Below are 25,934 nucleotides of genomic sequence, written 5' to 3' on the forward strand. Positions count from 1 at the left end.
TAGATGACTGACGCAGCTGATGCATTATCTGTCGCCGCCGCCGGGCTTCGGGCCCAGTCTGCGCGGATGCGGATCATTGCCGAAAATATCGCCAATGCGAACTCGACGGCAGAGACGCCGGGTGGCGATCCGTATCGGCGGCAAATGCCGGTGTTCGAGGCCGAGCTGGATCGGGCGTCAGGGCTGGAAACCGTGCGCATGACCCGGGCCACGCCGGACATGTCGGAATTTCGCCTGGAATACGAACCGGGCCACCCCGCTGCGAACGCGGAAGGGTATGTCCGGTATCCCAACGTGCAGACATTGGTCGAACTGATGGATATGCGCGAGGCTCAACGCTCTTATGAAGCCAATCTCAACATGGTGGAATCCAGCAAGCGCATGATGGAGCGCGCGCTGGACCTTCTGCGCCGATAGGAGCTTAGACAATGGCAATGGATATCACAGCCGCTCTCAGCGCGTATCAGCAAGCTGCCGGCGCCGCAGGCAGCGCCGCTGCCGGCCCGGAAGCGGCCGAAGCCGGTGGCCTCAAATTCACCGAAATGGTGCAGGGCGCGCTGGAAGCGACAAATGCGTCACTGGTGCAGGCCGAGCAGTTGACCGCCAGCGCCGCGACGGGGCAGGCCGAGCTGGTCGATGTGGTCACGGCGGTTGCCGCTGCCGAAGTCCAGTTGGAAACGGTTATGGCGGTCCGCGATCAGGTGATCCGCGCGTACAACGACATTCTGAAAATGCCGATCTAGATATTCCTGTCTGATTACGAGAAAGGGCCCGCAGACAAAATCCGCGGGCCCTTTTCCTTTGATCGATTAACTGACCAGAAGAGGAATTACTCCTCTGCCTGAACCGCCTCGACCCACGCATAGACGCGCTCTTCGAGAATATTGAGCGGAACGGCACCCTGGGTCAGCACGACATCATGGAAGCCGCCCATGGTGAAATCGTCACCCAGCGCCGCCTGGGCTTCACCGCGCAATCGGAGAATTTCGTTCATCCCGATCTTGTAGGCCGTCGCCTGACCCGGGATCATGATGTAGCGGTCGATTGCACCGACGATATCACCCTGCGGATTGGGCGTGTTTTCAGCGAGATAATCAACAGCCTCCTGCCGGGTCCAACGGTAATGATGGATGCCGGGATCAACCACCAGCCGGCCGGCCCGCCAGAGCTCCATCGCCAGGCGTCCGAAGTTGGAATACGGATCGTCATAGAAGCCCATTTCCAGCGGCAGGTATTCGGTATAAAGCCCCCAGCCTTCCGTATAGGCGGTCACGCCGCCGAAGCGACGAAACGCGGGCACCCCTTGCAGCTCCTGCATGATGGCCAGCTGCATGTGGTGGCCCGGAATGCCTTCATGATAGGCGAGGGCTTCCATCTGATAGGTCGGCATTTCGGCCATATCCCGCAGATTGGCGTAATACCGGCCGGGACGCGAACCATCCTCCGACGGGCGATTGTAGAAGGCCTTGCCTGCGGATGCCTCTCGGAAGGGTTCGACGCGAACGACCTCCATATCCGCCTGCGGGAAGGTGTTGAAAAAGGCCGGCAGCGCTTCGCGCATGTTGTCGATGATCGTGGTCGCATCAGCCAGATAGGCGGCGCGGCCTTCGTCTGTATTGGGATAATAGAACTGCTCGTCGGTGCGCATGAATTCGAAGAAGTCCTGTAGGGAGCCCTCGAAGCCGACTTCGGCCATGATGTCACGCATCTCGCCGTGAATGCGGTCCACCTCGGCAAGGCCCAGATTGTGGATCTCCTCCGGTGTCATGTCGGTCGTGGTGTAGCCGCGTAGCAGATAGGCGTAATATTCGCCGCCATCCGGCATGGTCCAGACACCGTCATCATCGCCGGCCTGAGCTTCCATTTCGCCAAACATGGCGATCATCCGCTCATAGGCGGGCTGGAGGACGCTCACCATTGCGGCTTCGGCGTCCGCGATCAAACGCTGATGCTCGTCCTCCGGCAGATCCAGATCGGCAACCTTGTTACGGAAATCCGCCATGATGGGAGAATCCGTGCCGCTGTCATCAAACGGATGACCGCTGATGACGTTTTGCGCCGTCGCAATCATTGGCGGATAGGTCCAGCGGGCGGTCCGGATGCCCATATCAAAGGCGCGCCGGGCATTTGCCATCGATTGGTCGAGATAACCATCGACACTGTTCAGACGGGCGATATAGGCCTCGGCATCCGAGACATCGGCCACCCGGTGCTGGCCAATCAGGAAGGACGGCACAAAGCTGTGCGGACCGGCGCGGGGCGTAAAGATATAGCCATGGTCCTGCCAGCGGCGGCTTTCAATCGCACGCTCTGCATTGCGCTCGAACATGCGCCAGGAAATCTGCGCGCTTTCATCGAGCGCGTCATAATCGAACTCCGACCGCATACGGGCCAGATTGGCCTCGGTGATTGCGATGCCTTCCTCGGCAAATTCCGGCGAGACGTCACTCCACTGATCGTAGTCGGTTTTCCGTCCCAGAAAGGTTTGCGTGACCGGCGAACGGGCAACCCCCGCCTCATAGACCTCCTCAAACCAGGCATTCAGCCGCGCGGTTTCGGTTGTTTCGGCCGAGGTGTCGTTGCCGTTATCGCCATCATTATCGTTTGCCGCTGATGTGCTGGAAACGTCATTCGCAGGCGTGGACGGTTCCGGCGTCTCGCCGGACGGGCTGCACGCCGCGAGGAGAGCAGCCAGCGAAACGGACGTCAGAAAGGTCGGAAATTTTGTCATCGGAATTTACTCCTGTTCGAGTTCTTCGCGGCGTTCCGCCACATAGTCGTTGACCAGCTCCGTCAGGACCGCCAGCGGAATCGATCCGTTGGTCAGGACGACGTCATGGAATTCGCCATAATCAAACGCATCGCCGAGTTCGGCCTGAGCATAGTCACGCAGTTGACGGATCCGGATCTGGCCAATCTTGTAGGATGTGGCTTGTCCCGGCCAGACGATATAGCGCTCGACCTCGCGGGTCACCTCTTCTTCCGTGAAGGAGGTGTTCTCCAGAAGGAAATCGATCGCGTCCTGCCGGCTCCATTGCAAGGCATGAATGCCGGTATCCACGACCAGACGCCCTGCGCGCCAGAGCTCGTAGGCAAGCTGCCCGAAACGCTGATAGGGATCGGAAAACAATTCCATCTCATTGCCGAGGCTTTCCGCATAGAGCGCCCAGCCTTCGCCAAATGCAGAAAGATAGAGCAGGCGCTGGAACATCGGCGTGTTCTCGCGTTCAAGCGCCAGCGTCAGCTGAAAATGGTGGCCCGGAAGGCCTTCATGCATCGCCAGTGTCTCCATTTGATAGACAGCCAGATTCCGCATGTTGGATGTGTTGGCGTAGTAGATACCCGGACGCGCCCCGTCGGGCGAACCGGTATTGTAGAAAGCCGTGGGCGATCCGGCGGCCCGGAAGGGTTCGACTTCCCTGACCACCATTTCCCCGCTTGGTATGGTGTTGAAATAGTCCGGAACAGCCGCGCTGACCCGGTCGAAAAAGGTATTGACCTCATCGATGTAACGCTGACGACCTTCATCCGTGTCGGGATAGTAGAATTGGGGGTCGCTCCTCATGAATTCGAAGAATTCCTGAAGCGTTCCCTCATAGCCGACCTCATCCATCACGCCGCGCATCTCGTCGTGAATACGCGCGATCTCGGCCATGCCGGTATCGTGGATTTCCTGTGCGGACAGGTCCGGGATCGTGGTAAAACTGGCGAGCTGGGACTGGTAGTATTCCTCGCCGCGCGGCAGCTTCCAGGCACCATCACGATCATCGGTCATTTCGGCATGGCGTTCGAACATGGCGATCAGGTCACGATAGGCCGGCCCGACCTCGTTGGTCATAACCACCGTCGCGCGTTCAATCAGGGCCTCTTTCTGATCATCGGGAATGTCGAGCGCATCAACTTTCGCGGTGAAGTCGGCCAATAGCGGCGACGGCGTACCGGAATCGTCAAAGGGCGCGCCCGTGATGATGTTCTGCGTATTGCCAATCAGGTAATCGAAAGCAAAACGCGGCGGGATGACACCATTTTCCGCGCGCTCATCAGCCTGCGCGATCAGGCTTTCCAGTGCCGGAGCAATACCTTCCAGCCGCGAGATATAGGCTTCGGCATGCCCGGCTGTCTCCACGCGATGCTGACTGATCAGAAGCGTTGGAAAACCGGTATGCGGGCCGAACATCTGGGTGAAAATGTAGTTCTGATCGCGGAAGGAAAACTGCCGGATTCCGGTTTCTGCCAGATATTCGAAAACGAGGTAGGAGACCCGCGCATCATCATTCAATTCGGCTTCGTCAAAGTTCGAGCGGAGGTAGTCGAGACGCTCGATCCGCCGCTCATTGGCCGCAATGGCCGCTTCTTCCGTGACCGGGTCCCAGCGGCCATAGGCGTTAAGATCATCGATGCGCCCCAGCGCCGTCAGCGTTGTGGGCGAGTATTGAAGGTCCGCTTCAAACAGCGTGTCAAACCAGGCATAGAGACGCTCGGATTCCGTTTGCGCGTCGGCCGCCCCGTTCGAAGTTGACGAAACGGGTTCGACATTTTCCTGCGCGGGTGCCGATGCGGGCCTGGCCTCATCATTTGCCGGGCTACAGGCGGCGAGCAAGGCCAGGCTGGAGGCGCTGGCCAGTAAAATACGAAGTGTCATTTCAGGTCCTCCCCAGGACGTTTTATTCGGCGAGTGTCTCTTCGATATAGGCGTCGACCAGTTCACTGAGCAGGGTCAGCGGAACCGAGCCATTGCTCAACACCACATCATGGAATTCCCCGAAGTCGAAATCGTCACCCAGCGAATCCATGGCGCGTTGACGCAGTTCGAGAATGGTCAGCATGCCAACCTTGTAGGACATGGCCTGTCCCGGCCAGACGATGTAGCGGCGCACTTCGTTGCGAATATCGCCTTCCGTCATGGGCGTATTGGCCAGCATGTAGTCCATGGCTTCCTGCTCGCTCCAGTCATAATAGTGGATGCCGGTATCCACGACCATGCGCGCGGCCCGGAAGACTTCATAACCGAGGCGGCCAAAATCCTGATAGGGGTCCGTGAAGAAGCCCATATCCTTGCCGAGATTTTCGGCATAGAGCGCCCAGCCTTCGCCATAGGCCGAATACCAGGTGACGCGCTGGAACATCGGCACTTCGTCGAGTTCCTGACTGATGGCGATCTGCATATGGTGGCCCGGCAAGCCTTCGTGATAGGCCAGTGTTTCCATCTGGTAGACTGGCAATTCGCTCATCTGGGCCAGATTGACGTAGTAGGCGCCGGGCGCAGAACCGTCGAGGGGGCCGGGTTCGTAAAAGGCGCCGGTCGCCGTTTCAATACGATATTGTTCAACGGCGCGGACATCCATTTCGGCCTGCGGCAAACGTCCGAAAAATTCTGGCAGGCGTTCGCTCATTGTGTCGATCATGGCAGTTGCCTCGTCGAGATAGCGCTGCCGGCCCTCTTCGGTGTCCGCATAGTAGAACTGCGGGTCTTCCCGCAGATAGGCGAAGAAGTCCTGCAGCGAGCCTTCAAAACCCACCTGATCCATGATGTCACGCATTTCACCATGGATGCGTTCAACTTCGGCGAGGCCGGAATTGTGAACCATCTCGGCGGTCATATCGTCCCGGGTCGTATAGTTGGCGACCTGTGCTTCGTAGTATTCGGCACCGCGCGGCAGGCGGGAGACCCCGTCGATCTCGAGGCCTTCGGCAGCTTCCGCATGGCTTTCCATGGTCGCGATCAAACGCTCATAGGCCGGCCCCACGGATTCCAGCAATGCCGTCCGGGCCGCCTCGCGCAGGGCATCGGCGTCGTCCTCGGAAATTTCGATTCCGGCAAGCTTTTCGTTGAAATCGGCCCAGAGTGGTGAATCTTCGCCGCTCTCATCAAACGGTGCACCGGTAACAATTCCCCGCGCGGTATTGATGATCGTTGGGTAAGCAAAATCCGGGGGCAGAACGCCGGCGCGAGCGCGCTCGTCAGCTTGCGCAACGAGGGCGTCCAGTTGCGGCCCCATGCCCTCCAGACGGCGGACATAGGCATCGGCCTGATCGGCATTCCGGACCCGGTGATAACCAATCATCATGGCCGGCATGTCACTGTGCGGGCCGAAGAATTGCGTGAAGATATAATTGTGATCGCGGAACTCGCCCTGTTCCAGCCGGTTCTCCAGAACAAATTCCGCAAACCGGTAGGAGACCTGAGCCTGCGGCGTCAGGGCGTCAAAATCAAAATCGCTGCGCAGATTCTGCAGATCCGCAACGGTTCGGGCCTGTGCGGCTTCAAACGCTTCCAGTGACGGATCATCCCAACGCCCATAGGCATCATTGTCGTCAACAATGCCAAAATAGGTCTGTGTCTGGGGGCTGAGGGCCAGCTCTCTCTGGAATTGTTCTTCAAACGCCGCCATCAGGCGTTCGGTTTCGGATGGCGCCTCGGTCTCTGACTGGCTCGTTTCGGGTGCGGCCGTTGCAGCCGAGGAACCCGGTTCGGGCGCGCCACCGTCCGAACAGGCGGCGAGCAAGGCAATAGCGCTTACACCAACAAGAAAGTGACGCATGAAAATCTCCCCGAAATGGCCAAATGGCTAACTGCTGGCCTGTCTTAACGCAAAGGGCGGGAACGTAAACCTGACCAATCTGTAATGTTGGTGGACGGACGGGTTCGCCGAACCCGCCGGCGGCACAATCCGGAGTATTCCGGAAGGTGAATTTTCGGCGCGGCGTTTACCTTTGTTGACTCTTTCTTAACGCGAACAGCCGGAGCGTGCCCACCGTGATTTGCTGACAACGGTATGGCGGAGAAGCCGCGTGACGGGTTCAGAAGTTCTAGACATTGCCCGGGATTCGATCTGGTTGATGCTGGCGATGGCCGCACCGGTCATGCTGATTGGTCTGGCCGTCGGCGTGGTCATCGCTCTGTTTCAGGCGCTAACGCAAGTACAGGAAATGACACTGGTTTTCGTGCCGAAAATCATTGCCATCTTTGTTGCGCTACTCATTTTTCTGCCGATGATGGGCGCCTTGATGTCGGCTTTCATGGACGGGATTTTTGACCGGATTGTCGCGGCATGATTGGCGATCCGTCATTGCTGGTTTTTGCCGGCGCGCTGATTTTTGCCCGGCTCGGGGCGATTCTGATGCTGCTACCCGGATTCGGCGAAGGCAGTATCCCGCCCCGCATCCGGCTGGCGTTTGCTTTGCTTTTCGCGCTCGCGCTCGGTCCGATGCTGGCCGGCCAGATGCCAGCCGAACCGGAGCGGCCCCTGCAGATTGCCGGCCTCATCATCAACGAAGTTCTGATCGGGCTGATGATTGGCGCTGTGGCACGCCTGTTTCTGGCGTCGGCCGCCGTTGCAGGCCAGGTGATCGGTCAGCAGACCGGTCTCGCCATGGCTCAGGTATTTGATCCGTCACAGGGCCAGCAGGGGGCCCTGATGGCGACGTTCCTGAACCTGACGTTCATGCTGCTTCTGTTTGCCACAAACCTTCACCATCTGCTGCTTCAGGCCGCGCAGGGCAGTTACATGCTGTTTCCGGTCGGCGAACCGCCCATGATCGCGGATGCGGCGCAATGGGCGCTGAATGCGTTCATTGATGCCTTCACGATCGGCGTCCAGATCGCCTCGCCGCTGATCGTCTTTGGTCTGGTTTTCTATTTCGGGCTCGGGATTCTTTCCCGCCTGATGCCGCAGGCGCAGATTTTCTTCATTGCCATGCCGGTCAATATCATGGCCGGACTTTTCATCACCGCGATTGCGCTGGGATCGATGGCCACACTCTGGCTGGGTCGGATGGAAAGCTTTGCCGTGGAGTTTCAATGATCCATGGCTGAAGGTCAGGACGAAAGCGAAAAAACCGAAGAACCGACACAGCGGCGGCTGGATGAGGCGCGCAAGAAGGGCGATGTTCCCAAATCCCAGGAAATCCCGGGCTGGTTTGTTCTGGCGTCCGGCCTCGTCGTCATCGGTTTGATGGCGCCCAGTGCGGCGCGCTCGCTATCATCCGATCTCAGCCTGTTTCTGTCGAATGCCCATTCCATGAGCCTCGAGCCAGCGGCCTTGCGCGCTGAAAGCATGGCGTTGGGCTGGCGCGTGATTGCTGCGACAGGATTGGCGTTTGCGGTGATTGGCGCGGCCGGCCTGGCAGGCCACCTTCTCCAGACGGGACTGATGTTCACCACCGAGAAAATGCAGCCGAAATTATCCAAGCTGAATCCCCTCGAGGGCTTCAAGCGGATGTTCGGGGCCGAGGGCGTGGCAAATTTCCTCAAGGGCGTTGGCAAGATGGCGATTGTCTCCGCAGCCGTGTTTGTGGTCATCTGGCCAAAACGGGGCGACCTCGCCACCATGCCGCAAGTCGATGTCTCGGCGCTGCTCAGCATCATTCGCGAGGATATTCTTCTGGTGCTGGTTGCAGCGCTTGTGGCCTATGCCTTCATTGCCGCCGCAGATTTCATTTATCAGCGCCAGAGTTTCATGAAGCGCAATCGCATGTCGCGCCGGGACATCAAGGATGAACACAAACAATCCGAGGGCGACCCGATGGTGCGCGCCAAGCTCCGCCAGATCCGGCAGGAGCGTGCCCAGAGACGCATGATGGCGGCAGTCCCCGATGCTACCGTCGTCATCATGAACCCGACCCACTATGCCGTGGCGCTCAAATACGAGCAGGGTGAAACCGCGGCGCCGATTTGTGTCGCCAAGGGCGTGGACCAGGTGGCGCTGAATATCCGTGATCTTGCCGAAGAAAACGACGTGCCGATCGTCGAGGATCCGCCATTGGCTCGCGCGCTTTTCGCCAGTGTTGATATCGATGAAACCATTCCGGCCGAACACTTCCAGGCGGTTGCGAAAGTGATTGGCTACGTACTGACGCTCACCGGCAAGCGCGCACAAAAATCGCAACCGGGTTAGACTTAGACAGGCGGATATTGATTCGCATAAGGACAGAGCCATGGCTGATCTCACAGAACCCGTTGAAACCATGAAATCTCCGTTTTTGTCGAAAGGATTGAAGCGCGGCCTGCAATGGGTCATCGGCCTCGGATTGCTGAGCGTTTTTGCCGTCGCGCTGTTTGCGGCTTCGGCCATGGTCTGGAACGGCTTTATCCTGCTGTGCGGTGTCGCGATTGCCGCGTTCGGCATGCTCTACGCGCTGGCCGCGGGGGAGGCAGCTGGACGGTCCATGAAGGAAAAGGCGGATAGCCAAGCTGAGCCGGGGCCGGCCGGTCTGGCACTGGAAACGCTGGAGACGCTGGAAGATCCGATGCTGGTCACAGACCGGCGCGGCGCGGTGCGCTGGGGCAATTCGGCGTATCGCGAATTGGCGGGGCGGTTTGCATCAACGGGACAGGCGGCAACCCTGCCCGCGCTCGAGCGCATATGGGCGGCCAGTGGTGATGGCGCTATCTATCGTCTGGCCCGCGCAGCACGCCAGGGCGAGGTCGCACGGGAACGCTTGCCGGAATTGCCGGGCGAGGACGGTGTTGCACGCAATTTCTGCCTGGAAGCGCGGCCATCGGGCAAAGACCATATCAGCTGGCGCTTGATGCCGGTCTATGAAGAAACCAGCGCGGCCGGATCCGTGCCGACGGCGGACTGGACGCATAAATCCCCGGTGGGGCTTTTTGCATTGTCGGCCGAAGGCAGGCTCTTCGCGGCGAACGCGACCTTCCGTGACTGGTTGGGGCTGAACGCCGGCGACGCGCTGCCGGAATTGTCGGAAATTTTCGACGCCGGCATTGTTCGTGCGCTGGAAAAATCGCGGGGCGACGAAGATGTTTGCCGCTTTGAAACCCGTCTGAAGGGGCGCGATGGTATCGAGACTGATGCCGTCATCGCCCTGTCCTGGGACAGCGAGAAAAAACCGACGGCGCGCGGTGTTATCTACGGTCTGACAGCCACCGGCACGCCGTCTGGCGTGGCGCAGGCCATTGCCGGTGCCACTGGCGGCAAGGCTGGCCGCACATTCGATGACATGTTTGCCGCCGCACCTTTCGGTGTGGCGCGCTTGTCCGGCTCGGACCCGGCAACAGCGGTGATCGAGGATATCAATCCTCAACTCGTCCAGATGACTGGCGGACTGGCCAAATCCGGCGCGACTTTCGCGGACCTGTTTGATTGGGAGGCCGGGCGCGCGCCCGAGGACGTTTTTGAAAAGGCCTCGAAAAAGGGAGAGCCGGCCGAGGCCGTGCTCAAGACAGATCCGCCGATGGATATCCATCTGGTCTTTTCGCCGGCGAAGGGCGGAAAGCGCGCCGCCTACATGATTGATGTCACCGCATGGAAGGAGCTGGAGCGTCAGCTGAGTCAGGGCAACAAGATGCAGGCCGTGGGACAGCTGGCCGGTGGCGTTGCGCATGATTTCAACAACCTTCTGCAAGCTATCCGCCTGAATGTGGATGAATTGCTGGGCCGTCACCCGGTCGGTGATCCGTCCTATGGCGAGTTGCAGGTGATCAACCAGACCGTTGCGAGGGCGGCGGGGCTGGTGAAGAAGCTCCTCGCCTTCTCCCGCAAGCAGACCTTCCGAATGGAAGCGCTGGATGTGTCGGATGTCCTGTCTGATTTCACCGTTCTGCTTCGGCAGATACTGGAAGAGACCGTCAAGCTCGACATTGTCCATGGCCGTGATGTGCCGGCGATCCGCGCCGACAAGGGGCAGCTGGAAACCGCGATCATGAATCTCGCGGCCAATGCGCGGGATGCCATGCGCGAAAACGGCGGCGGGACACTCACCATCCGAACGTCCGCCGTAACGCCGAAGATTGTATCCGATGCCGGTGCGCCGGATGTGGAAGACGGCGACTGGGTCCAGATCGAGGTCATCGACCAAGGCACCGGCATGGACGAGGCCACGCGTATGAAAATCTTCGAACCCTTCTTCACCACCAAGGCGGTGGGGCAGGGGACCGGCCTGGGCCTCGCAACGGTCTACGGCATCGTCAAACAGTCGGGCGGCTTCCTGTTCGTCGACTCCGAAATCGGCAAGGGCTCGACTTTCCGTATTTTCCTGCCGGCCTATGTCGCCGGCGAGGACGAAGCGCCGGCGCCGGCTGAAAAGCCGAAGGGCGATCCCAAACCCGCCGACCTGGCGGGCCGCGGCCGGCTTCTGCTCGTAGAGGACGAAGACGCCGTGCGTTCCATTGCGGCGAAGACGCTGGCCAAGCGCGGCTATGAGGTCGTCGAGGCTTGCGACGGCGAAGAGGCATTTGAAATTCTGTCCGAAGACGAAGAGGGTTTCGATCTGCTCGTCTCGGATGTGGTCATGCCGGGGCTCGACGGTCCGGGTCTGCTGGCCAAGGCCGCGGACCTTTTGAAGGATACCCGCGTGATTTTCATCTCCGGCTATGCCGAGGAGCAATTCTCCGACACGCTCTCGCGCGACAAGAACATTTCCTTCCTGCCCAAGCCGTTCACATTGACGCAACTGGCGGAACGCGTGAAGGAAGTCCTGTCCGGCGAGGTTCGGGACGCGGCTTGATTCACGAATTGCGGCCAAATAAATGTTCCCCTTGCGTTCTGCGAACAAAAGCGGTACATATCCCTTAATTGCTCCCCGCACGGGGACGTGAAATAAGGGGATAGCATTATGGCTAAGGCAGCGATTCGACTGGTGAGCGACGTGAAGAGTGACGACAAGAAAAAGGCGCTGGAAGCCGCGCTGGGTCAGATTGACCGGGCCTTTGGCAAAGGCTCCGTCATGAAGCTGGGCGAACGCCCGGAGATGGATATCGAATCGGTGCCAACCGGCTCCCTCGGTCTGGACATCGCGCTGGGAATTGGCGGTCTGCCCAAGGGCCGGATCATCGAAATCTACGGACCGGAATCCTCCGGCAAAACGACGCTCGCCCTGCATTGTGTTGCTGAAGCGCAAAAGCGCGGCGGTGTCGCCGCCTTCGTCGATGCCGAGCATGCGCTTGACCCGGTCTATGCCGGCAAGCTCGGTGTGGACGTCAGTGAGCTTCTGGTGTCGCAGCCGGACTGCGGTGAACAGGCGCTGGAAATTGCCGATACGCTGGTTCGTTCCGGCGCGGTGGATGTGCTGGTCATCGACTCTGTCGCCGCCCTGACCCCCCGGGCCGAGCTCGAGGGTGAAATGGGTGACAGCCTGCCCGGCCTTCAGGCCCGGCTCATGAGCCAGGCTCTGCGCAAACTGACGGGATCCATTTCGAAATCTCATTGCATGGTGATCTTTATCAACCAGATCCGGATGAAGATTGGCGTCATGTTCGGTTCGCCCGAAACGACCACCGGCGGAAATGCGCTGAAATTCTATGCGTCTGTTCGCCTGGATATTCGCCGCATCGGCCAGATCAAGAATCGTGACGAGGTCATCGGCAACCAGACCCGCGTGAAAGTTGTGAAAAACAAGGTCGCGCCACCCTTCCGCGAGGTCGAGTTCGATATTCTCTATGGCGAGGGCATTTCACAGATGGGCGAAGTGCTCGATCTGGGCGTGAAGGGCAATATCGTCGAGAAGTCCGGGTCCTGGTATTCCTACGAATCCGAGCGCATCGGTCAGGGCCGCGAGAACGCCCGGAATTTCCTCCGGGAAAATCCGGATATTGCGGCGTCGATCGAGGCAAAGGTCCGGGCCAATGCGGGCTTGATTGCGGGCGAAATGCTGGTCGGTCCTTCCGCTGAAGATGATATTGCGGATGCGGGCTAGATAAGCGCGCCAACCCTCACTATCTTCATTTTCACAGTAACGGGTGCTTGGCGATGCCGGGCACCCGTTCGTATATGGGACCAGACAGCAAAATTTCGGGACGAAACAATGACCAGCCTGCGCGATATCCGCCGCGACTTTCTCAATTACTTCAAGGATTCAGGTCACGAAATCGTTTCCTCGAGCCCTCTGGTCCCGAAAGATGACCCGACTCTGCTCTTCACCAATGCCGGGATGGTCCAGTTCAAGAACGTCTTTACCGGTCAGGAAAAGCGCAATCCGCCGCGCGCAACGACGACGCAGAAATGTGTCCGGGCAGGCGGCAAGCACAATGATCTCGACAATGTCGGTTACACAGCGCGCCACCATACCTTTTTTGAAATGCTGGGGAATTTCTCCTTCGGCGATTATTTCAAGGAAGAGGCCATCAGCTATGCTTGGCATCTGATCACCCGGGAATTCGAACTGCCGGCCGACAAACTGCTTGTAACCGTTTACGCCGAGGACGAGGAAGCGGCGGGCCTCTGGAAGAAAGTTGCGGGACTGTCCGACGACAGGATTATTCGCATCGGAACGTCCGATAATTTCTGGATGATGGGCGACACCGGTCCGTGTGGTCCCTGTTCCGAAATCTTCTATGATCACGGCCCGGACATCGCAGGAGGACCACCCGGTTCGCCTGAAGAAGACGGTGATCGTTTCATCGAGATCTGGAATCTCGTCTTCATGCAGTTCGAACAACAGGAAGGCGGTGCCCGCATCAGCCTTCCCAAGCCATCAATTGACACCGGTATGGGGCTGGAGCGGATCGCCGCCGTACTGCAAGGGGTTCATAACAATTACGATGTCGACCTGTTCAAGGCGCTGATTGCCAACTCGGAGGATGTCCTGTCTTCGAAAGCACAAGGCGCAGCGCTTGCCAGCCATCGCGTAATTGCCGACCATTTGCGCTCGACGTCTTTTTTGATGGCGGATGGGGTCACCCCGTCCAATGAGGGCCGGGGCTATGTACTGCGGCGCATCATGCGGCGCGCCATGCGCCATGCACACCTGCTCGGCGCGAGCGAACCGGTGATGCACCGGCTTGTGCCGGAACTCGTCAATCAGATGGGCGATGCTTTCCCGGAGCTGGGTCGGGCACAAGCATCGATCGAATCGACGCTCCAAGCCGAGGAGGAGCGCTTCCAGCGCACACTGGGCCGGGGCCTGGCATTGCTGGATGAGGCCACGACCGGCATGAAAGAAGGCGATGCGCTGGCCGGAGAAACCGCTTTCAAGCTTTACGATACCTATGGTTTTCCGCTCGACTTGACGCAGGATGCCTTGCGCGCCCGTGGCATGTCGGTTGACGAGGATGGATTCAATACCGCCATGGACAAGCAGCGCGAAATGGCCCGCGCGTCCGGATTCAGCTCGGGTGAGGCGGCCCCCGATACTGTCTGGTTTGGCGTTCGCGATATGGCGGGTTCCTCTCAATTCCTTGGCTATGATGGCGTTGAAGGTAACGGCAAGCTTCTTGGCATTGTGACGGGCGGTAATGTCGCCGACGCGCTCTCGGAAAGGCAAAGTGCCGAGCTGGTTTTTGACCGGACACCATATTATGGCGAATCCGGTGGCCAGATTGGTGATGCGGGTTTGATCACATTTGAGAATGGCGCCGAATTTGTCGTCCATGACGTGCAAAAGCGTGCGGGCGATGTATTCGCCCATGCCGGCCTGCTGAAATCCGGAGCTGTGAAGCTCGGCCAGACGGCCCGTCTTGTTGTGGATGAGGTCCGGCGCAACCGGACACGCTCCAATCACTCGGCCACCCACCTTCTGCACCGGGCCTTGCGCGATGTGCTCGGTAATCATGTCAGCCAGAAAGGGTCCTATGTCGGCCCGGACCGGCTGCGCTTTGATTTCTCCAATAACGGCGCGGTGACACCGGCAGAGATTGCGCGGATTGAAGCGGACGTGAACGCCGTTATCCGCCAGAATGTGGCAGTGTCGACGCAAGAGATGTCGCCTGATCAGGCCATTGAGGCCGGCGCGCTGGCGCTCTTCGGCGAGAAGTACGGCGACTCGGTCCGCGTCCTGACCATGGGCTGTGATCTCTCCAGCCAGGACAAGCCATATTCGGTAGAATTGTGTGGCGGCACGCATGTTGCCCGTACCGGCGATATCGCTTTGTTCAAGATCGGGGGTGAAACGTCGGTTTCTGCGGGTGTTCGCCGGATCGAGGCCCTGACCGGTGAGGCGGCCAGACAACATCTGGAGCATCAGGCGTCGCTGGCCAGAATGTCGGCAGATACGCTCAAGGTTCCAACTCAGGACGTGCCGGCGCGTATTCAGTCTCTTCTGGAAGAACGCAAACAGCTGGAGCGGCAACTGGCCGACGCCAAAAAGCAGCTGGCCATGGGCGGCGGCGCAGGCGCGGTGCCCGCCGGGCCGGAGAAAGTCGGTGATATCAACTTCACCGGCCGTGTCGTCGAAGGCGTCGGCGGCAAGGATTTGCGCGGTCTGATTGATGACGCCAAAAGCCAGATGGGCTCGGGCATCGCCGCCTTCATCGGCGTGAATGATGGCAAGGTCGCCCTCGCTGTGGGCGTCACAGACGATCTGAAAGGCCGCTTCAACGCAGTCGATCTGGTGCAGGTCGCAGCCGTCGCTGTTGGTGGCAAGGGCGGCGGTGGCCGCCCCGATTTTGCCCAGGCGGGCGGCCCGGACGCATCGAAGGCGCAGGCGGCCATTGATGCCTTGAAATTAGCCATAGCGGGATGACCCGGCAGTCCACTCCCGGATTTAGCGAGATCGCCACCGATGCGATCCGCTTCTGGGAGCTCGGTCGAATCGCATTCAATGCCATATTGTTGGCTTTGACGGTGTTCATGCTGCGCGGCGAGGTTTTCACCCTTGTCTTGCCGCTTTTCGCCTACGCGCTGATCGCGAATGTCTTCTATTCCACCGCCTATATTCCGGACGTTTTCATTCAGCATTCGGATTTTCGGAGCCTGTGGCGCAAGCTTCGCTGGATTTTGTGGCTGGCTGGAACGGCTTTTGCGGTTTTTATCACTTTTCTGGTCCTGTTTGGCCTCGCCTTTAACGGCTGGAGCTGACAGACTTGAACCGGGACGGTAGCCGGGAAATCAACCGTGGAAAATGAAATCTGGCTGAAAGATGTGGCGGTATTTCTCGCAGCGGCGGGAATTGCGGCCCCCTTCTTCCGCGCCATGAAGCAAAGCGCCGTTCTGGCCTTTTTGCTCGCCGGGGTCTTGCTGGGGCCATTGGGCCTTGGCCGGCTGGTCGAGAGCATTCCCTGGCTCCATTTTGTTACCATTTCCAATCCGCACGCGGTCGAGCCGATGGCTGAGGCGGGTATTCTGTTCCTGCTCTTCATGCTGGGACTTGAATTGTCCTTCGGACGCCTGTGGGCGTTGCGGAAGGACGTCTTCGGCCTCGGCGCCTTTCAGGTCCTGTTGTCAGCCGCCCTGATCGGCGGTGCGGTCATGTTCTTTGGCGTGGAAGCGGGCCCGGCCTCCATCATTGGTCTGGCCCTTGCGCTCTCATCGACCGCAATAGTGATGCAGATACTGATCGAGGAGCGCAAAGCCGCCACTCCGGCCGGACGGACAGCGTTTTCCGTTCTGCTATTCCAGGATATCATGGTCGCTCCGATCCTTATTCTGGTCGGATTTCTCGGCATTGGCGGCGGCAGCGTTCTGCCGGCCATCGCGCAGGCGGTGATCGGTGGTGGTCTCGCCATTGCCTTCATCGCGCTGATGGGCCGGTTTGCCGTCCGCCCCGCTTTCCGGTTGGCGGCATCGGCAGGTGGGCGCGAAATGATGCTGGCGCTGACCTTCCTTGCAGTGCTGGTGGCCTCGGCGGCGACCGCCTATGCGGGCCTGTCCCTGGCACTCGGTGCCTTTCTGGCCGGTCTGTTGCTGGGCGAGACCGAATTCAAGACCCAGATAGAAATTGACCTCGAACCCTTCAAAGGGCTCCTGATCGGCCTGTTCTTCATGACGGTCGGCATGGGAATCGATCCGCTTGAGCTGATCGCCAACTGGCCGGTTATTCTCGGCGGCGCTGCTGCCCTCATTCTTGGAAAGAGCCTCCTTGCCTATTCCGGAGCAAGACTGTTTGGAAAACCGCGTCATGTCGGCGTCCAGGCGGCGGCCCTGCTCGGGCCGTCCGGTGAATTTGCCTTTGTCATCGTGGGCGCGGCCGTCACGGCCAATGTAATCGGCGGGCAGCTGGCGGTTTTGATCACCGCGATTGCCGGTCTCTCAATGCTGGTTTCCCCCCTCTTCGCCCGCGCCGGCAGCCGGCTCGCCGGTCGGCTTTTGCCGGGTGATCTCGGTGTCGGTCAGAATGCCCCCGAGGAATCTTCGGACGGCCATGTCATCATCGCCGGATATGGCCGGGTCGGGCGTATGCTGGGCGAGTTGTTGCTGGAGGAGAATGCCGAAATCATTGCCATCGATTCCGATCCGAAACGGATTGCACAGTGTCAGAAAGATGGTATCCGCATTTTCTATGGTGACGCGGGACGGGTAGAAACGCTGATGAAGGCCGGGCTCGAATCGGCTTCCCAAATCATCGTGACGGTCGATAATCCGGACAAGGCAGAGCGCGTGGTCAAGGCTGTGCGCAGCCGGCGGAAGGATGCGTCGATAACGGCCCGCGCCACCGATCGCAAACACGCGGACAGGCTGATCATGGCCGGTGCCAGCTTTGTCGTCCATGAAGTCGCCGAAGCGGCTTTGCAGCTTGCAGTTCACGCACTTCAGGACTTTGGCATGTCGTCGGATACAGCACGGGCGCGGATTGCCCGCGCCCGTGAAGAGATATATGGCGATCCCGAATGGGAGCGGTCTGACGAAGCCTAGGCCTTCATGGCGGCTTCGAAACGTTCGCCGACTTTCTCAAGGAATCCCTCGGTCGACAGCCAGCCTTGCTGGTCGCCGACGAGCAGGGCGAGGTCCTTGGTCATATAGCCCGCTTCCACGGTCTTGATGACGGTTTCCTCAAGCTTCAGGGCAAAGTCCATGACGGCCTGATTGCCATCCATACGGCCGCGATGCTCCAGCCCGCGCGTCCAGGCGAAGATCGAGGCGATGGAGTTGGTAGAGGTCTTCTCGCCTTTTTGATGCTGACGATAGTGACGGGTGACCGTACCGTGAGCCGCTTCGGCCTCCACAGTCTTGCCGTCCGGGCTCATCAGGACCGATGTCATCAGGCCGAGCGAGCCGAAGCCTTGAGCAACCGTGTCGGACTGAACGTCGCCGTCATAGTTTTTGCAGGCCCACACAAATCCACCGGACCACTTCATGGCCGCGGCGACCATGTCATCGATCAGGCGGTGCTCGTAGGAGATGCCCTTGGCTTCAAAGGCGGATTTGAACTCAGCCTGGAAGACTTCCTCGAACAGATCCTTGAAGCGGCCATCATAGGCTTTCAGGATGGTGTTTTTTGTCGACAGATAGACCGGCCAGCCGCGCTGCAGGCCGTAATTCAGGCTGGCGCGGGCAAAGTCACGGATGGAGTCGTCCAGATTATACATACCCATCGCGACACCGGCGGACGGAAAATCAAACACCGTATATTCCTGAACCTCGCCGCCATCTTCCGGTTCGAACTTCATGGTCAGCTTGCCGGGGCCCGGAACCAGGAAATCTGTGGCGCGATACTGGTCACCGAATGCATGCCGGCCGACGACCATGGGCTGGGTCCAGCCCGGCACAAGGCGTGGCACATTCGAAATCACGATGGGCTCGCGGAAGACAACGCCGCCGAGAATGTTGCGGATCGTTCCATTGGGCGAGCGCCACATTTTCTTGAGACCGAATTCCTCGACCCGCTGTTCATCCGGCGTGATCGTGGCGCATTTGACGCCGACGCCATAATGCTTGATCGCTTCAGCGGCATCGACGGTGATCTGGTCGTCGGTCTCATCGCGCTTCTGGATCGACAGGTCATAATATTGCAGGTCGATGTCGAGATAAGGCAGGATGAGTTTGTCCTTGATCATCTGCCAGATGATGCGGGTCATTTCATCGCCATCGAGCTCGACGACCGGGGTATCGACTTTGATCTTTGCCATGTCGGTCTTTATCCAATGCTGCTGAAGGTCTGAAGAATCCGGAGGCATCCGGTTAAGTTGGCCGCTAGTTATCACTGTGAAACGAATATCGGAAGAGCCTGACTGATGCTGCATGCACCCGCCTTCATCCTTCACCAGCCCCAGATGGGCGAGAATATCGGAGCCGCGGCTCGGGTTATGGCCAATTTTGGCTTGCGTGATCTGCGCCTGATCGACCCGCGCGATGGCTGGCCCAATCCGAAAGCAGAGAATGTTGCCGTTGGCTCGCCCGTTCTGGCATCTGTGCAGGTTGAATACACGACAGCGCCCGCCATGGCTGGTTTGACGCGGCTTTACGCGACGACCGCCCGCCCGCGCGGGATGGAAAAGCGCGTCCTGACGCCGCGTCAGGCGATGGCGGAAATCCGGGCAGCGCATGAGGCCGGCGAGCGGGCCGGGGTTATATTCGGGGGCGAGAAAGCCGGTTTGCCCAATGAGGTCGTTGCCGATGCAGACGCCATCATCACCCTCCCGGTGGATCGGGAATTCTGGTCACTGAATCTGGCACAGACCGTAGCCTGCTGTGCCTATGAATGGCGCGCCGGCGACGAAGTTTCGAACGACTTCGAACCCATCCGCGAACCAGCGTCGAAAGAGGATATGGATCGCCTCTTTGTGCATTTCGAAACCGAGCTTGACCGCGCTGGTTTCTTTCATCCACCGGAAAAGACGCCGCTGATGATCAACAATCTGCGGTCGGCTCTGGTACGTGGACGCTTCACCGAACAGGAAGCCCGCACTTTCCGTGGCGCGATCAAGGCGCTGGCCCTCGGCCGCGGCAAGGCCCGGATCGTCCGGGAGGATTAGAATCCCTCAGAACGCCGGTCGTGCGATCATCAGCCAGAGTATGCTCAATACGGCCAGGAACGCAGGAATGCCGCACAGAAACCAGATCGAGAATAAACGGTCATAGGCGGCGGGCAGGGGGCTATTTGTTTCAGCAGCCGTGCGCGCCATGTCGCGCAAACGGATCTGGATCCAGACCACCGGCAGCCAGAAGACGCCGGTTAGGATGTAGAGCCCGATTGAGAGCAATATCCATCCTTCTGCGAGCGACCAGCCGACCGAATGGGCCAGCATAACCCCGGTGACCGGCTGCAAGACGACGGCCGTCGCGGTAAAGAGCGTGTCGGCGATCACGACCACAGATGCGGTGTGAGCAATCAGAGCGGCATTTCGCGTGCGATGCGCCATCAGCATGAAGAAGGCGATACCTGCGCCGGTGCCCAGAAGCACCGTCGCACCGCCAACATGCAGCCATCGCAGAACAAGTTCGGCCGTCATCTTTCCTCCAGCAAGGGCAAAACCATCAGATGCATCAGAATGAGCGCCGCTGATTTCACAAACGGCCCCAGCGGGTCGGCCCACAATTCCGGCGTCAGCCAGCTACCCATCACAAGATATGCCAGTGTCAGTGCGATGCCCGCTTTGACCGCCAGAGCGGTTGTCATTCGCCAGACCAGTCCGGCACCGATGGCGATGTCAGCCGCAATGCCGGCCGCCACGAGCCAGCCTGCATGGTCTGCAGCGATACTGTCTCTCAATACCTGCTCAGCCGCTGAAAACCGGAATACGGCAACAAGTCCGCTGATCAGCCAGAAAGCGGCAAGGCCGGAAACAACAATCGGGAATAGGAGGCTGAACCGGGCATGCCATCGATCCGCCAGCGTCGCAGGCTCCATTTCGAGGGATTGCTTCAGCGAATGTGCGGACCGCCCCAGAACGGCCTTTGTTTGCGATGCGTCGCCCGCGATACCATCGTCCAGAACCTTCACTGCGTTTGATCGAAGCGGCGAGCGCCAGCCCAGCCATCCCGCAAGATCGGCAAGATGCACCGCGATCGCCGTCATCCATCGTGGCAGGTTGAGGGTCACTTTGTGCGGCGTCCAACCCAGCCAGTGGCGGATGCCCGCAACGATATCGGCCAGCGCGTGATCATTGTCTTCAACAAGATCGGCATCGACGCCGGTCAGTTGCTCTGATCCGGCTGCAAGGGAAACGGCCTCGGCAATGTCATCCACTGAAATCGTCTGAATGCGGCGGTCGCCAAAGGCCATCAGCCCGATGCCGGGAAGGGCGGCCAGCATCCGCAACAGAGCGGTGCCGCCATAAGCGGCATGTGCGATGACCAGTCCGGGCCGGTATATCGTCCAGTCGAGGTTGGACGCCTTCAGGCGCGCATCAGCCTCGCCCTTGGTCTGCATGAAGTCGGTGCCTGCATCAGCCGCCGCCATGGTGGCGGAAATCTGTATGAAGCGTTTGACGCCCGCTTTTTCACAGGCCTCGATCAGGGCCTTGATTGCGGTCGACTGGACCGCCGACACATTGTCCCGAGGGCCCGATTGCAACGCGCCGGAGGCGTTCACCACCGCATCAATCCCGGTGATAACAGGCTGCCAATCGGCCGCCCCTGCCAGTCTGGCGACATCCGCGCCAATCCATTGCGCATCGGGAACAAGGCGCTGACCCGTGCCGGGATTGCGGCCGAGCCCGGTCACATCATGGCCGTCAGCGATCAGGCGGCGCGTAATGACCGACCCGATCAGTCCATAACCGCCCAGCACAAGAATGCGCATCTTTTCCCCCATTCACCACCTACTCTGAGCGGTGGCGCCTGTCAGGGCAAGAGCCCGCATTGCCTCACGGCGTTGACATCCCCCTTCAACCCGGTAAAAGCCGCGCTTCGCCCCTTCTACGGGCGTGATTACGGGTGGTGCGGTGCCGCCGTTGAGATCGCAGTCTTCAGGTTCGAAGGCTGCCGGGCCGCGTCGAAAAAGAGAAGAGCATGTCGAAGCGTCATACGCAGAAGTATAAAATTGACCGCCGCATGGGTGAAAACCTCTGGGGCCGTCCCAAATCCCCACTGAATTCCCGTCCCTATGGTCCTGGCCAGCACGGTCAGCGCCGCAAGGGCAAGCTGTCCGATTTCGGCCTGCAGCTGCGCGCAAAGCAGAAGCTGAAAGGCTATTACGGCAACATCACCGAAAAGCAGTTCCGCCGCATTTACGCCGAGGCCCAGCGCCTTCGCGGTAACACGGCCGAGCAGCTGATCGGTCTTCTGGAAAGCCGTCTGGATGCGATCGTCTATCGCGCCAAATTCGTGCCGACCGTGTTTGCGGCCCGTCAGTTCGTGAATCACGGCCACGTCAAGGTGAACGGCAAGAAGGTCAACATTCCGTCCTACCGTGTGAAGCCGGGCGATGTCGTGGAAGTTCGCGAAAAGTCGCGCTCCATGGCCCTCGTGCTGGAAGCACTGGAAAGCCCGGAACGCGATATTCCCGACTATATCGAAGTTGACGGCAAGGGCATGAAAGCCACCTATGTGCGCACACCGGAATTTGCTGATGTGCCGTATCCCGCACAAATGGAACCGAACCTCGTGGTCGAGTTCTACTCCTCGTAATTGTTGAGGAAATGCAGTTTGAGGGCCGCTTTGGTGTTGCACCAGAGCGGCCTTTCTTTATGGTGGAACGCTCTGCTGAATTTAAATTCAGACAAGTTGAATCAAGTAATTGCTCCAATCCATTGGAAAAGAGTCATATTCTCGCTCCGCCTCAAGTTTTGAATCTTTTTTCGCCCGTAACGCGAGTCAGGGCCATGTAAATTCCCGCCAGGCATGAGTTTGCATCGGCCTGCGCTTTGCATGGAGAGGCAAACACGCTTATCAATTTGATTCAGGAAATCCCCGGAGTCGCCTAATGACACCTCGTTTATTCGCAATCGCGCTTTTGCCTCTTTCTCTGGCCGCTTGTTCGACAGTTCAGAACCTGCCCCTTATGCCCGGCGGAGATCGGGAAGAGACTGTCGTGGCGTCCAACGAAAACATTGCCATTCATGGCTGGCGGATTGTCGGCGATGACATTCTGGTGGTGCGGGTGCCGTCGAATGGCTGTACCCAGAAAGCCGATCTGACGGTCGATGTGCGCAGCCGCCGCGGCGAAACGCAGGTTACGCTCGGACGCTCACGCGACGATTATTGCCGCGCCCTGGTGCCGGAGGGGGTCGAGATTCCGTTCGGTTTTGAAGAACTCGGCGTCCGTCCCGGTGCGAATGTAACGGTCATGAATCCGATTCTGGAAGGGTAGTTCGCTTAATGTGAATCATGGAAGTTGCTGCAAGAGCTGCATATCCCATCGACAAATAAGTAGCTTGAAACATCCAGTCGGGACGCATCCAATGAGGATATTCAGAGCGGTTTCCGCCTGAATTCACTGCGTCGCTGAAGATATACAATAGACTCGTGAGAAAACCGGCTATTGAAACCAGGCAACCCAAAAGCGCCAGTGGAAGCACAAACCGCAACAAAATCCGCACGATTGAAGAAACAATCAAAGGGTTTTTGCTTGCCGTACTCAGTACCCACAAAAGAAAATAGGCCATTGAGAAAATTAGCGGCCACGACATCATTGCTTTAAAAAATGCGACCAAGACGTCTAGCGGGATGTAGGGCCCAAGCCATAACCATACCGGCACCAAATGATGTGCGACCCCGCTAAGCACGACCGGGATTGCAAGAATGGTAAATTGAGTTATCCCAAGCGCATATCGCATAGATGCAGAGTGACTGATTTATGCGTCAGCACTCAACGTTTATTTGATTCACATGCAGTGATGGGTGTTGGGTGAGCTCAAGCGTCAGCCGCCAGAACGCCCTTGTCTTGCAGGAAGGGGCGAAGCTCGCCTTCTTCGAACATTTCCTTGATGATGTCGCAGCCGCCGACAAATTCGCCCTTCACATAAAGCTGGGGAATGGTCGGCCAGTCGGAATAGGCCTTGATGCCTTCCCGGATGTCCTGATCTTCCAGCACATTCACGGAGGCATATTCCACGCCGAGATGCCCCAGAACACCTGCCACAACAGACGAGAAACCGCATTGCGGGAAAATCGGCGTGCCCTTCATGAACAGGACAACATCATTCTTCTCGACCATGTCCTTGATTTCGGCTTGTACGTCGCTCATTCCGGCACTCCTTGAGGTTTGGCTAGGAGCTAGGCACGGCGGGCCCCTGCGTCAAGACGTGCGAGTTGCGCCAGCTGCTTGAGATGCGCGGATTTCGAGGTCTGAACCAGCAGGCAATCGGTCTGGTGGCTGTCCAGTGCCCATTGAAAAGCCTCAAGAATGGATAGCTGGCCTTTGGGCGGTGACGGGTCTCCGGTCCAGCGGTCTGCCAGTCGCTTCAGCTGGCGTTTGAAATACCAGCGGTCTGTCTTGTCGAGCGATAGCTTCAGCGCGGGCTTTGCGCCATTCTTGGCCTCGATTGAAAAAATGCGCTTACCCGCATCTTGCGCTGCCAGAAGGCGGTCGGTCTGCGGGGCGGGCATGCCGGCATAATTGGGCGCCATGATGATATCGAAGGCCGGATGCCGTATCGGGATATCCAGTTCATCATCACGGCCGGATGCGCCGATATACCGGACAAGCCCGTCCGATTTCAGCTGTGACAGGCTCTCATGGAGGTTGTCATTGAGCTCTCCGGATGCAGCGCCCTGCAGGAGCAGTGCGTCGACATGGCCGACGCGCAACCGTTTCAGACTGCCTTCGAGCGACGCGCGGATGCCGGCCGGCGTAAAATCGCGCCGGTCCGTCTCGTCGACGATCCCGGCCTTGGTCACGATGAAGACCCGATCCCGGTCGGTCCCGGTCAAGGCCTCGCCAAGGCGGCTTTCGGCTTCGCCATCGCCGTATTTCGGTGCGGTATCGAAAACCGTTATACCCAGATCAATAGCTTCAAGGATCAGGCGGATGGTTTGCGGACGGTCCACAGCATTACATTTGTGGGGGCCGGACACGCCAAACCCCAGCCGTGAAATCTCCGACAGATCCAGTGTCACGGGGCTTTGGTTTTCAGCTTCAAGGCATGCAGTTCGCCGCCCATGCGCCCGCCAAGGGCTGCATACACCATCTGGTGTTGCCTGATTCGGGGCAGTCCGCGAAACGCCTCCGCGGTGACGATAGCTTCATAATGGTCGCCATCCCCGGCCAGATCATTGATCTCGACCCTGGCACCCTCAATTCCGTCCTCGATCAGGCGGACAATATCTTCGGCATTCATTGGCATGACAGAATCGTATGTGGCGGCTTCCGATCCGTTTGTATAGACCGTTCTTCAATATCTGCCATGTCAGTGGAGTACAGGAAACATGCGTCATCTCGTTTTTGGTCTTGCCGCAGCGCTCGCTGCAACCCTTCCGGCCGCCGCGCAGGACATCAATGCCGAACAGGCGCTGGATGATCTGCGTGCCCTGACGACGGATGAAATGGATGGCCGCCGTACCGGCACGCAAGGCGCTGCTGATGCCCGCGCCTATATCAGTGAACGGTTTTTCCTGTCGGGCCTGATGGCGTTTGGCGAAACATGGGAACAGGCCTTCACCTATTCGCCGCGCCGCTCGGCTGAAGAGATGCAGGGCATCAATCTTGTCGGCTATCATGCCGGCTCAGGCGGGGCAGATGACGGCCCGGTGATCGTCGTGACGGCCCACTATGATCATCTGGGAAATTGCAGCGGCCAGATCTGCAATGGTGCGGATGACAACGCGTCGGGCGTAGCGGCGCTGATCGCCGTGGCCGAAGCGCTGCGCGACAACCCGCCGGAACACACCATCATCTTTGCGGCCCTCGACGCCGAGGAAAACGGGCTGAATGGCGCGCGGGCCCTGGTGGCGGATTTGCCGGTGGACCAGAGTCGCGTCGTGCTCAATATCAATCTGGATATGCTGGCCATCAATGCCGAGAATGAATTGCCGGCGGCCGGCGCGTTTCACTTTCCCTTCCTGCGCGATCATATCGACGCGGTTGAGGTGACAGAACCGACAAATCTCGTTCAGGGCTATGATTCACCCGAATGGGGGCCCGGCGGTGACTGGACCTACTCATCTGACCATGCGGCGTTTCATGATGCCGGCATTCCCTGGATCTACTATGGCGTGGATTTTCACGAGCATTACCACGAGCCGACGGACGAGTTCGAAGTGGTCCAGCAGGACTTCTTCCTCTCCAATGCCCAGACCGTTCTGAACGCCGTCGTCTATTTTGACGAAAATCTCGCCACGATTGCTGGCGAATTGGCGGCACATCGTGCCGCCGCGCCAGACGTGGAGGAAGCCCGCACCGACGAGAATGGCCGCTTCATCAAGCCGGGCATGGAATAGGCC

At 59.1% G+C, this 25,934-nt stretch carries 23 protein-coding genes; 14 read left to right on the forward strand and 9 right to left on the reverse strand.

The features are described 5' to 3' along the window. Positions 1-3 precede the first annotated feature (3 nt). Entirely contained in the window at positions 4-417 is a 414-nt protein-coding gene (gene flgC, locus HXX25_RS02920) for a flagellar basal body rod protein FlgC (protein ID WP_187167032.1), read from the forward strand. An 11-nt stretch (positions 418-428) separates the two neighbouring features. Next, positions 429-743: a flagellar hook-basal body complex protein FliE gene (locus tag HXX25_RS02925; RefSeq protein WP_233346848.1), complete on the forward strand. Its 315-nt coding sequence runs from the start codon at positions 429-431 to the stop codon at positions 741-743. 86 nt (positions 744-829) lie between these two features. Here the strand turns inward: HXX25_RS02925 and HXX25_RS02930 are convergent, their stop codons facing one another. The 3 genes from HXX25_RS02930 to HXX25_RS02940 are packed head-to-tail and all read right to left on the reverse strand — an operon-like array spanning position 830 to position 6,542. Next, positions 830-2,731 (reverse strand): DUF885 family protein, encoded by a 1,902-nt coding sequence (locus HXX25_RS02930; protein ID WP_187167033.1) that lies wholly within the window; start codon positions 2,729-2,731, stop codon positions 830-832. A 6-nt stretch (positions 2,732-2,737) separates the two neighbouring features. Continuing rightward, positions 2,738-4,642 carry a DUF885 family protein gene (locus HXX25_RS02935; RefSeq protein ID WP_187167034.1) on the reverse strand — a complete coding sequence of 635 codons (1,905 nt, stop codon included), beginning with the start codon at positions 4,640-4,642 and terminating at the stop codon, positions 2,738-2,740. A 22-nt stretch (positions 4,643-4,664) separates the two neighbouring features. Then, complete coding sequence (locus HXX25_RS02940; RefSeq protein WP_187167035.1) at positions 4,665-6,542, reverse strand: DUF885 family protein; 1,878 nt, start codon at positions 6,540-6,542, stop codon at positions 4,665-4,667. Positions 6,543-6,792: 250 nt separating this feature from the next. On the opposite strand from HXX25_RS02940, the gene fliQ reads away from it, so the two are divergent. The 8 genes from fliQ (at position 6,793) to HXX25_RS02980 (ending at position 17,525) form a co-directional block, all read left to right on the forward strand. Next, the gene (fliQ, locus tag HXX25_RS02945) at positions 6,793-7,056 is read left to right on the forward strand and encodes a flagellar biosynthesis protein FliQ (protein ID WP_187167036.1); all 264 of its coding nucleotides are present in this window, start codon (positions 6,793-6,795) and stop codon (positions 7,054-7,056) included. Beyond that, entirely contained in the window at positions 7,053-7,805 is a 753-nt protein-coding gene (gene fliR / locus HXX25_RS02950) for a flagellar biosynthetic protein FliR (protein WP_187167037.1), read from the forward strand. The genes fliQ and fliR overlap by 4 nt, the downstream gene beginning before the upstream one ends. Before the next feature lie 3 nt (positions 7,806-7,808). Next, positions 7,809-8,897, forward strand: a complete 1,089-nt coding sequence (flhB, locus tag HXX25_RS02955) for a flagellar biosynthesis protein FlhB (protein WP_187167038.1) — start codon at positions 7,809-7,811, stop codon at positions 8,895-8,897. A gap of 40 nt (positions 8,898-8,937) precedes the next feature. Then, entirely contained in the window at positions 8,938-11,466 is a 2,529-nt protein-coding gene (locus tag HXX25_RS02960) for an ATP-binding protein (protein WP_187167039.1), read from the forward strand. A 108-nt stretch (positions 11,467-11,574) separates the two neighbouring features. Then, entirely contained in the window at positions 11,575-12,654 is a 1,080-nt protein-coding gene (gene recA / locus HXX25_RS02965) for a recombinase RecA (protein WP_187167040.1), read from the forward strand. A gap of 108 nt (positions 12,655-12,762) precedes the next feature. Further along, entirely contained in the window at positions 12,763-15,417 is a 2,655-nt protein-coding gene (gene alaS, locus HXX25_RS02970; protein ID WP_187167041.1) for an alanine--tRNA ligase, read from the forward strand. Continuing rightward, a complete protein-coding gene (locus HXX25_RS02975; RefSeq protein WP_187167042.1) occupies positions 15,414-15,752 on the forward strand; it encodes a hypothetical protein in 339 nt (112 codons plus the stop codon). Before alaS ends, HXX25_RS02975 begins: the two co-directional genes overlap by 4 nt. 36 nt (positions 15,753-15,788) lie before the next feature. Continuing rightward, a complete protein-coding gene (locus HXX25_RS02980; RefSeq protein WP_187167043.1) occupies positions 15,789-17,525 on the forward strand; it encodes a cation:proton antiporter in 1,737 nt (578 codons plus the stop codon). Here HXX25_RS02980 and HXX25_RS02985 read toward each other — a convergent pair. Beyond that, on the reverse strand, positions 17,522-18,739 hold the full coding sequence (locus HXX25_RS02985; RefSeq protein WP_187167044.1) for an NADP-dependent isocitrate dehydrogenase: 1,218 nt from the start codon (positions 18,737-18,739) through the stop codon (positions 17,522-17,524). The two genes, HXX25_RS02980 and HXX25_RS02985, sit on opposite strands and share 4 nt — an antisense overlap. A gap of 105 nt (positions 18,740-18,844) precedes the next feature. On the opposite strand from HXX25_RS02985, the gene HXX25_RS02990 reads away from it, so the two are divergent. Next, complete coding sequence (locus HXX25_RS02990) at positions 18,845-19,585, forward strand: RNA methyltransferase (protein WP_187167045.1); 741 nt, start codon at positions 18,845-18,847, stop codon at positions 19,583-19,585. Positions 19,586-19,591: 6 nt separating this feature from the next. Here the strand turns inward: HXX25_RS02990 and HXX25_RS02995 are convergent, their stop codons facing one another. Both HXX25_RS02995 and HXX25_RS03000 read right to left on the reverse strand, forming a co-directional pair. Continuing rightward, entirely contained in the window at positions 19,592-20,062 is a 471-nt protein-coding gene (locus HXX25_RS02995) for a DUF2269 domain-containing protein (protein ID WP_187167046.1), read from the reverse strand. Next, positions 20,059-21,354: an SDR family oxidoreductase gene (locus HXX25_RS03000; protein WP_187167047.1), complete on the reverse strand. Its 1,296-nt coding sequence runs from the start codon at positions 21,352-21,354 to the stop codon at positions 20,059-20,061. The genes HXX25_RS02995 and HXX25_RS03000 overlap by 4 nt, the downstream gene beginning before the upstream one ends. 209 nt (positions 21,355-21,563) lie before the next feature. Between HXX25_RS03000 and rpsD the strand changes: the two genes are divergently transcribed. Further along, on the forward strand, positions 21,564-22,181 hold the full coding sequence (gene rpsD / locus HXX25_RS03005; RefSeq protein WP_187167048.1) for a 30S ribosomal protein S4: 618 nt from the start codon (positions 21,564-21,566) through the stop codon (positions 22,179-22,181). A 295-nt stretch (positions 22,182-22,476) separates the two neighbouring features. Next, the gene (locus HXX25_RS03010; protein ID WP_187167049.1) at positions 22,477-22,863 is read left to right on the forward strand and encodes a hypothetical protein; all 387 of its coding nucleotides are present in this window, start codon (positions 22,477-22,479) and stop codon (positions 22,861-22,863) included. A gap of 543 nt (positions 22,864-23,406) precedes the next feature. Here the strand turns inward: HXX25_RS03010 and grxD are convergent. The 3 genes from grxD to HXX25_RS03025 are packed head-to-tail and all read right to left on the reverse strand — an operon-like array spanning position 23,407 to position 24,838. Continuing rightward, complete coding sequence (gene grxD, locus HXX25_RS03015) at positions 23,407-23,739, reverse strand: Grx4 family monothiol glutaredoxin (protein ID WP_187167050.1); 333 nt, start codon at positions 23,737-23,739, stop codon at positions 23,407-23,409. Between the two features lie 29 nt (positions 23,740-23,768). Next, the gene (locus HXX25_RS03020; RefSeq protein WP_187167051.1) at positions 23,769-24,611 is read right to left on the reverse strand and encodes an aldo/keto reductase; all 843 of its coding nucleotides are present in this window, start codon (positions 24,609-24,611) and stop codon (positions 23,769-23,771) included. Then, positions 24,608-24,838: a BolA family protein gene (locus tag HXX25_RS03025; RefSeq protein WP_187167052.1), complete on the reverse strand. Its 231-nt coding sequence runs from the start codon at positions 24,836-24,838 to the stop codon at positions 24,608-24,610. The genes HXX25_RS03020 and HXX25_RS03025 overlap by 4 nt, the downstream gene beginning before the upstream one ends. Positions 24,839-24,920: 82 nt before the next feature. Between HXX25_RS03025 and HXX25_RS03030 the strand changes: the two genes are divergently transcribed. After that, entirely contained in the window at positions 24,921-25,931 is a 1,011-nt protein-coding gene (locus tag HXX25_RS03030; protein WP_187167053.1) for a M20/M25/M40 family metallo-hydrolase, read from the forward strand. Positions 25,932-25,934 lie beyond the last annotated feature (3 nt).

Origin of the sequence: Hyphobacterium sp. CCMP332 (assembly GCF_014323565.1) — a bacterium.
In the GTDB taxonomy this organism is placed as follows: Bacteria; Pseudomonadota; Alphaproteobacteria; order Caulobacterales; family Maricaulaceae; genus Hyphobacterium.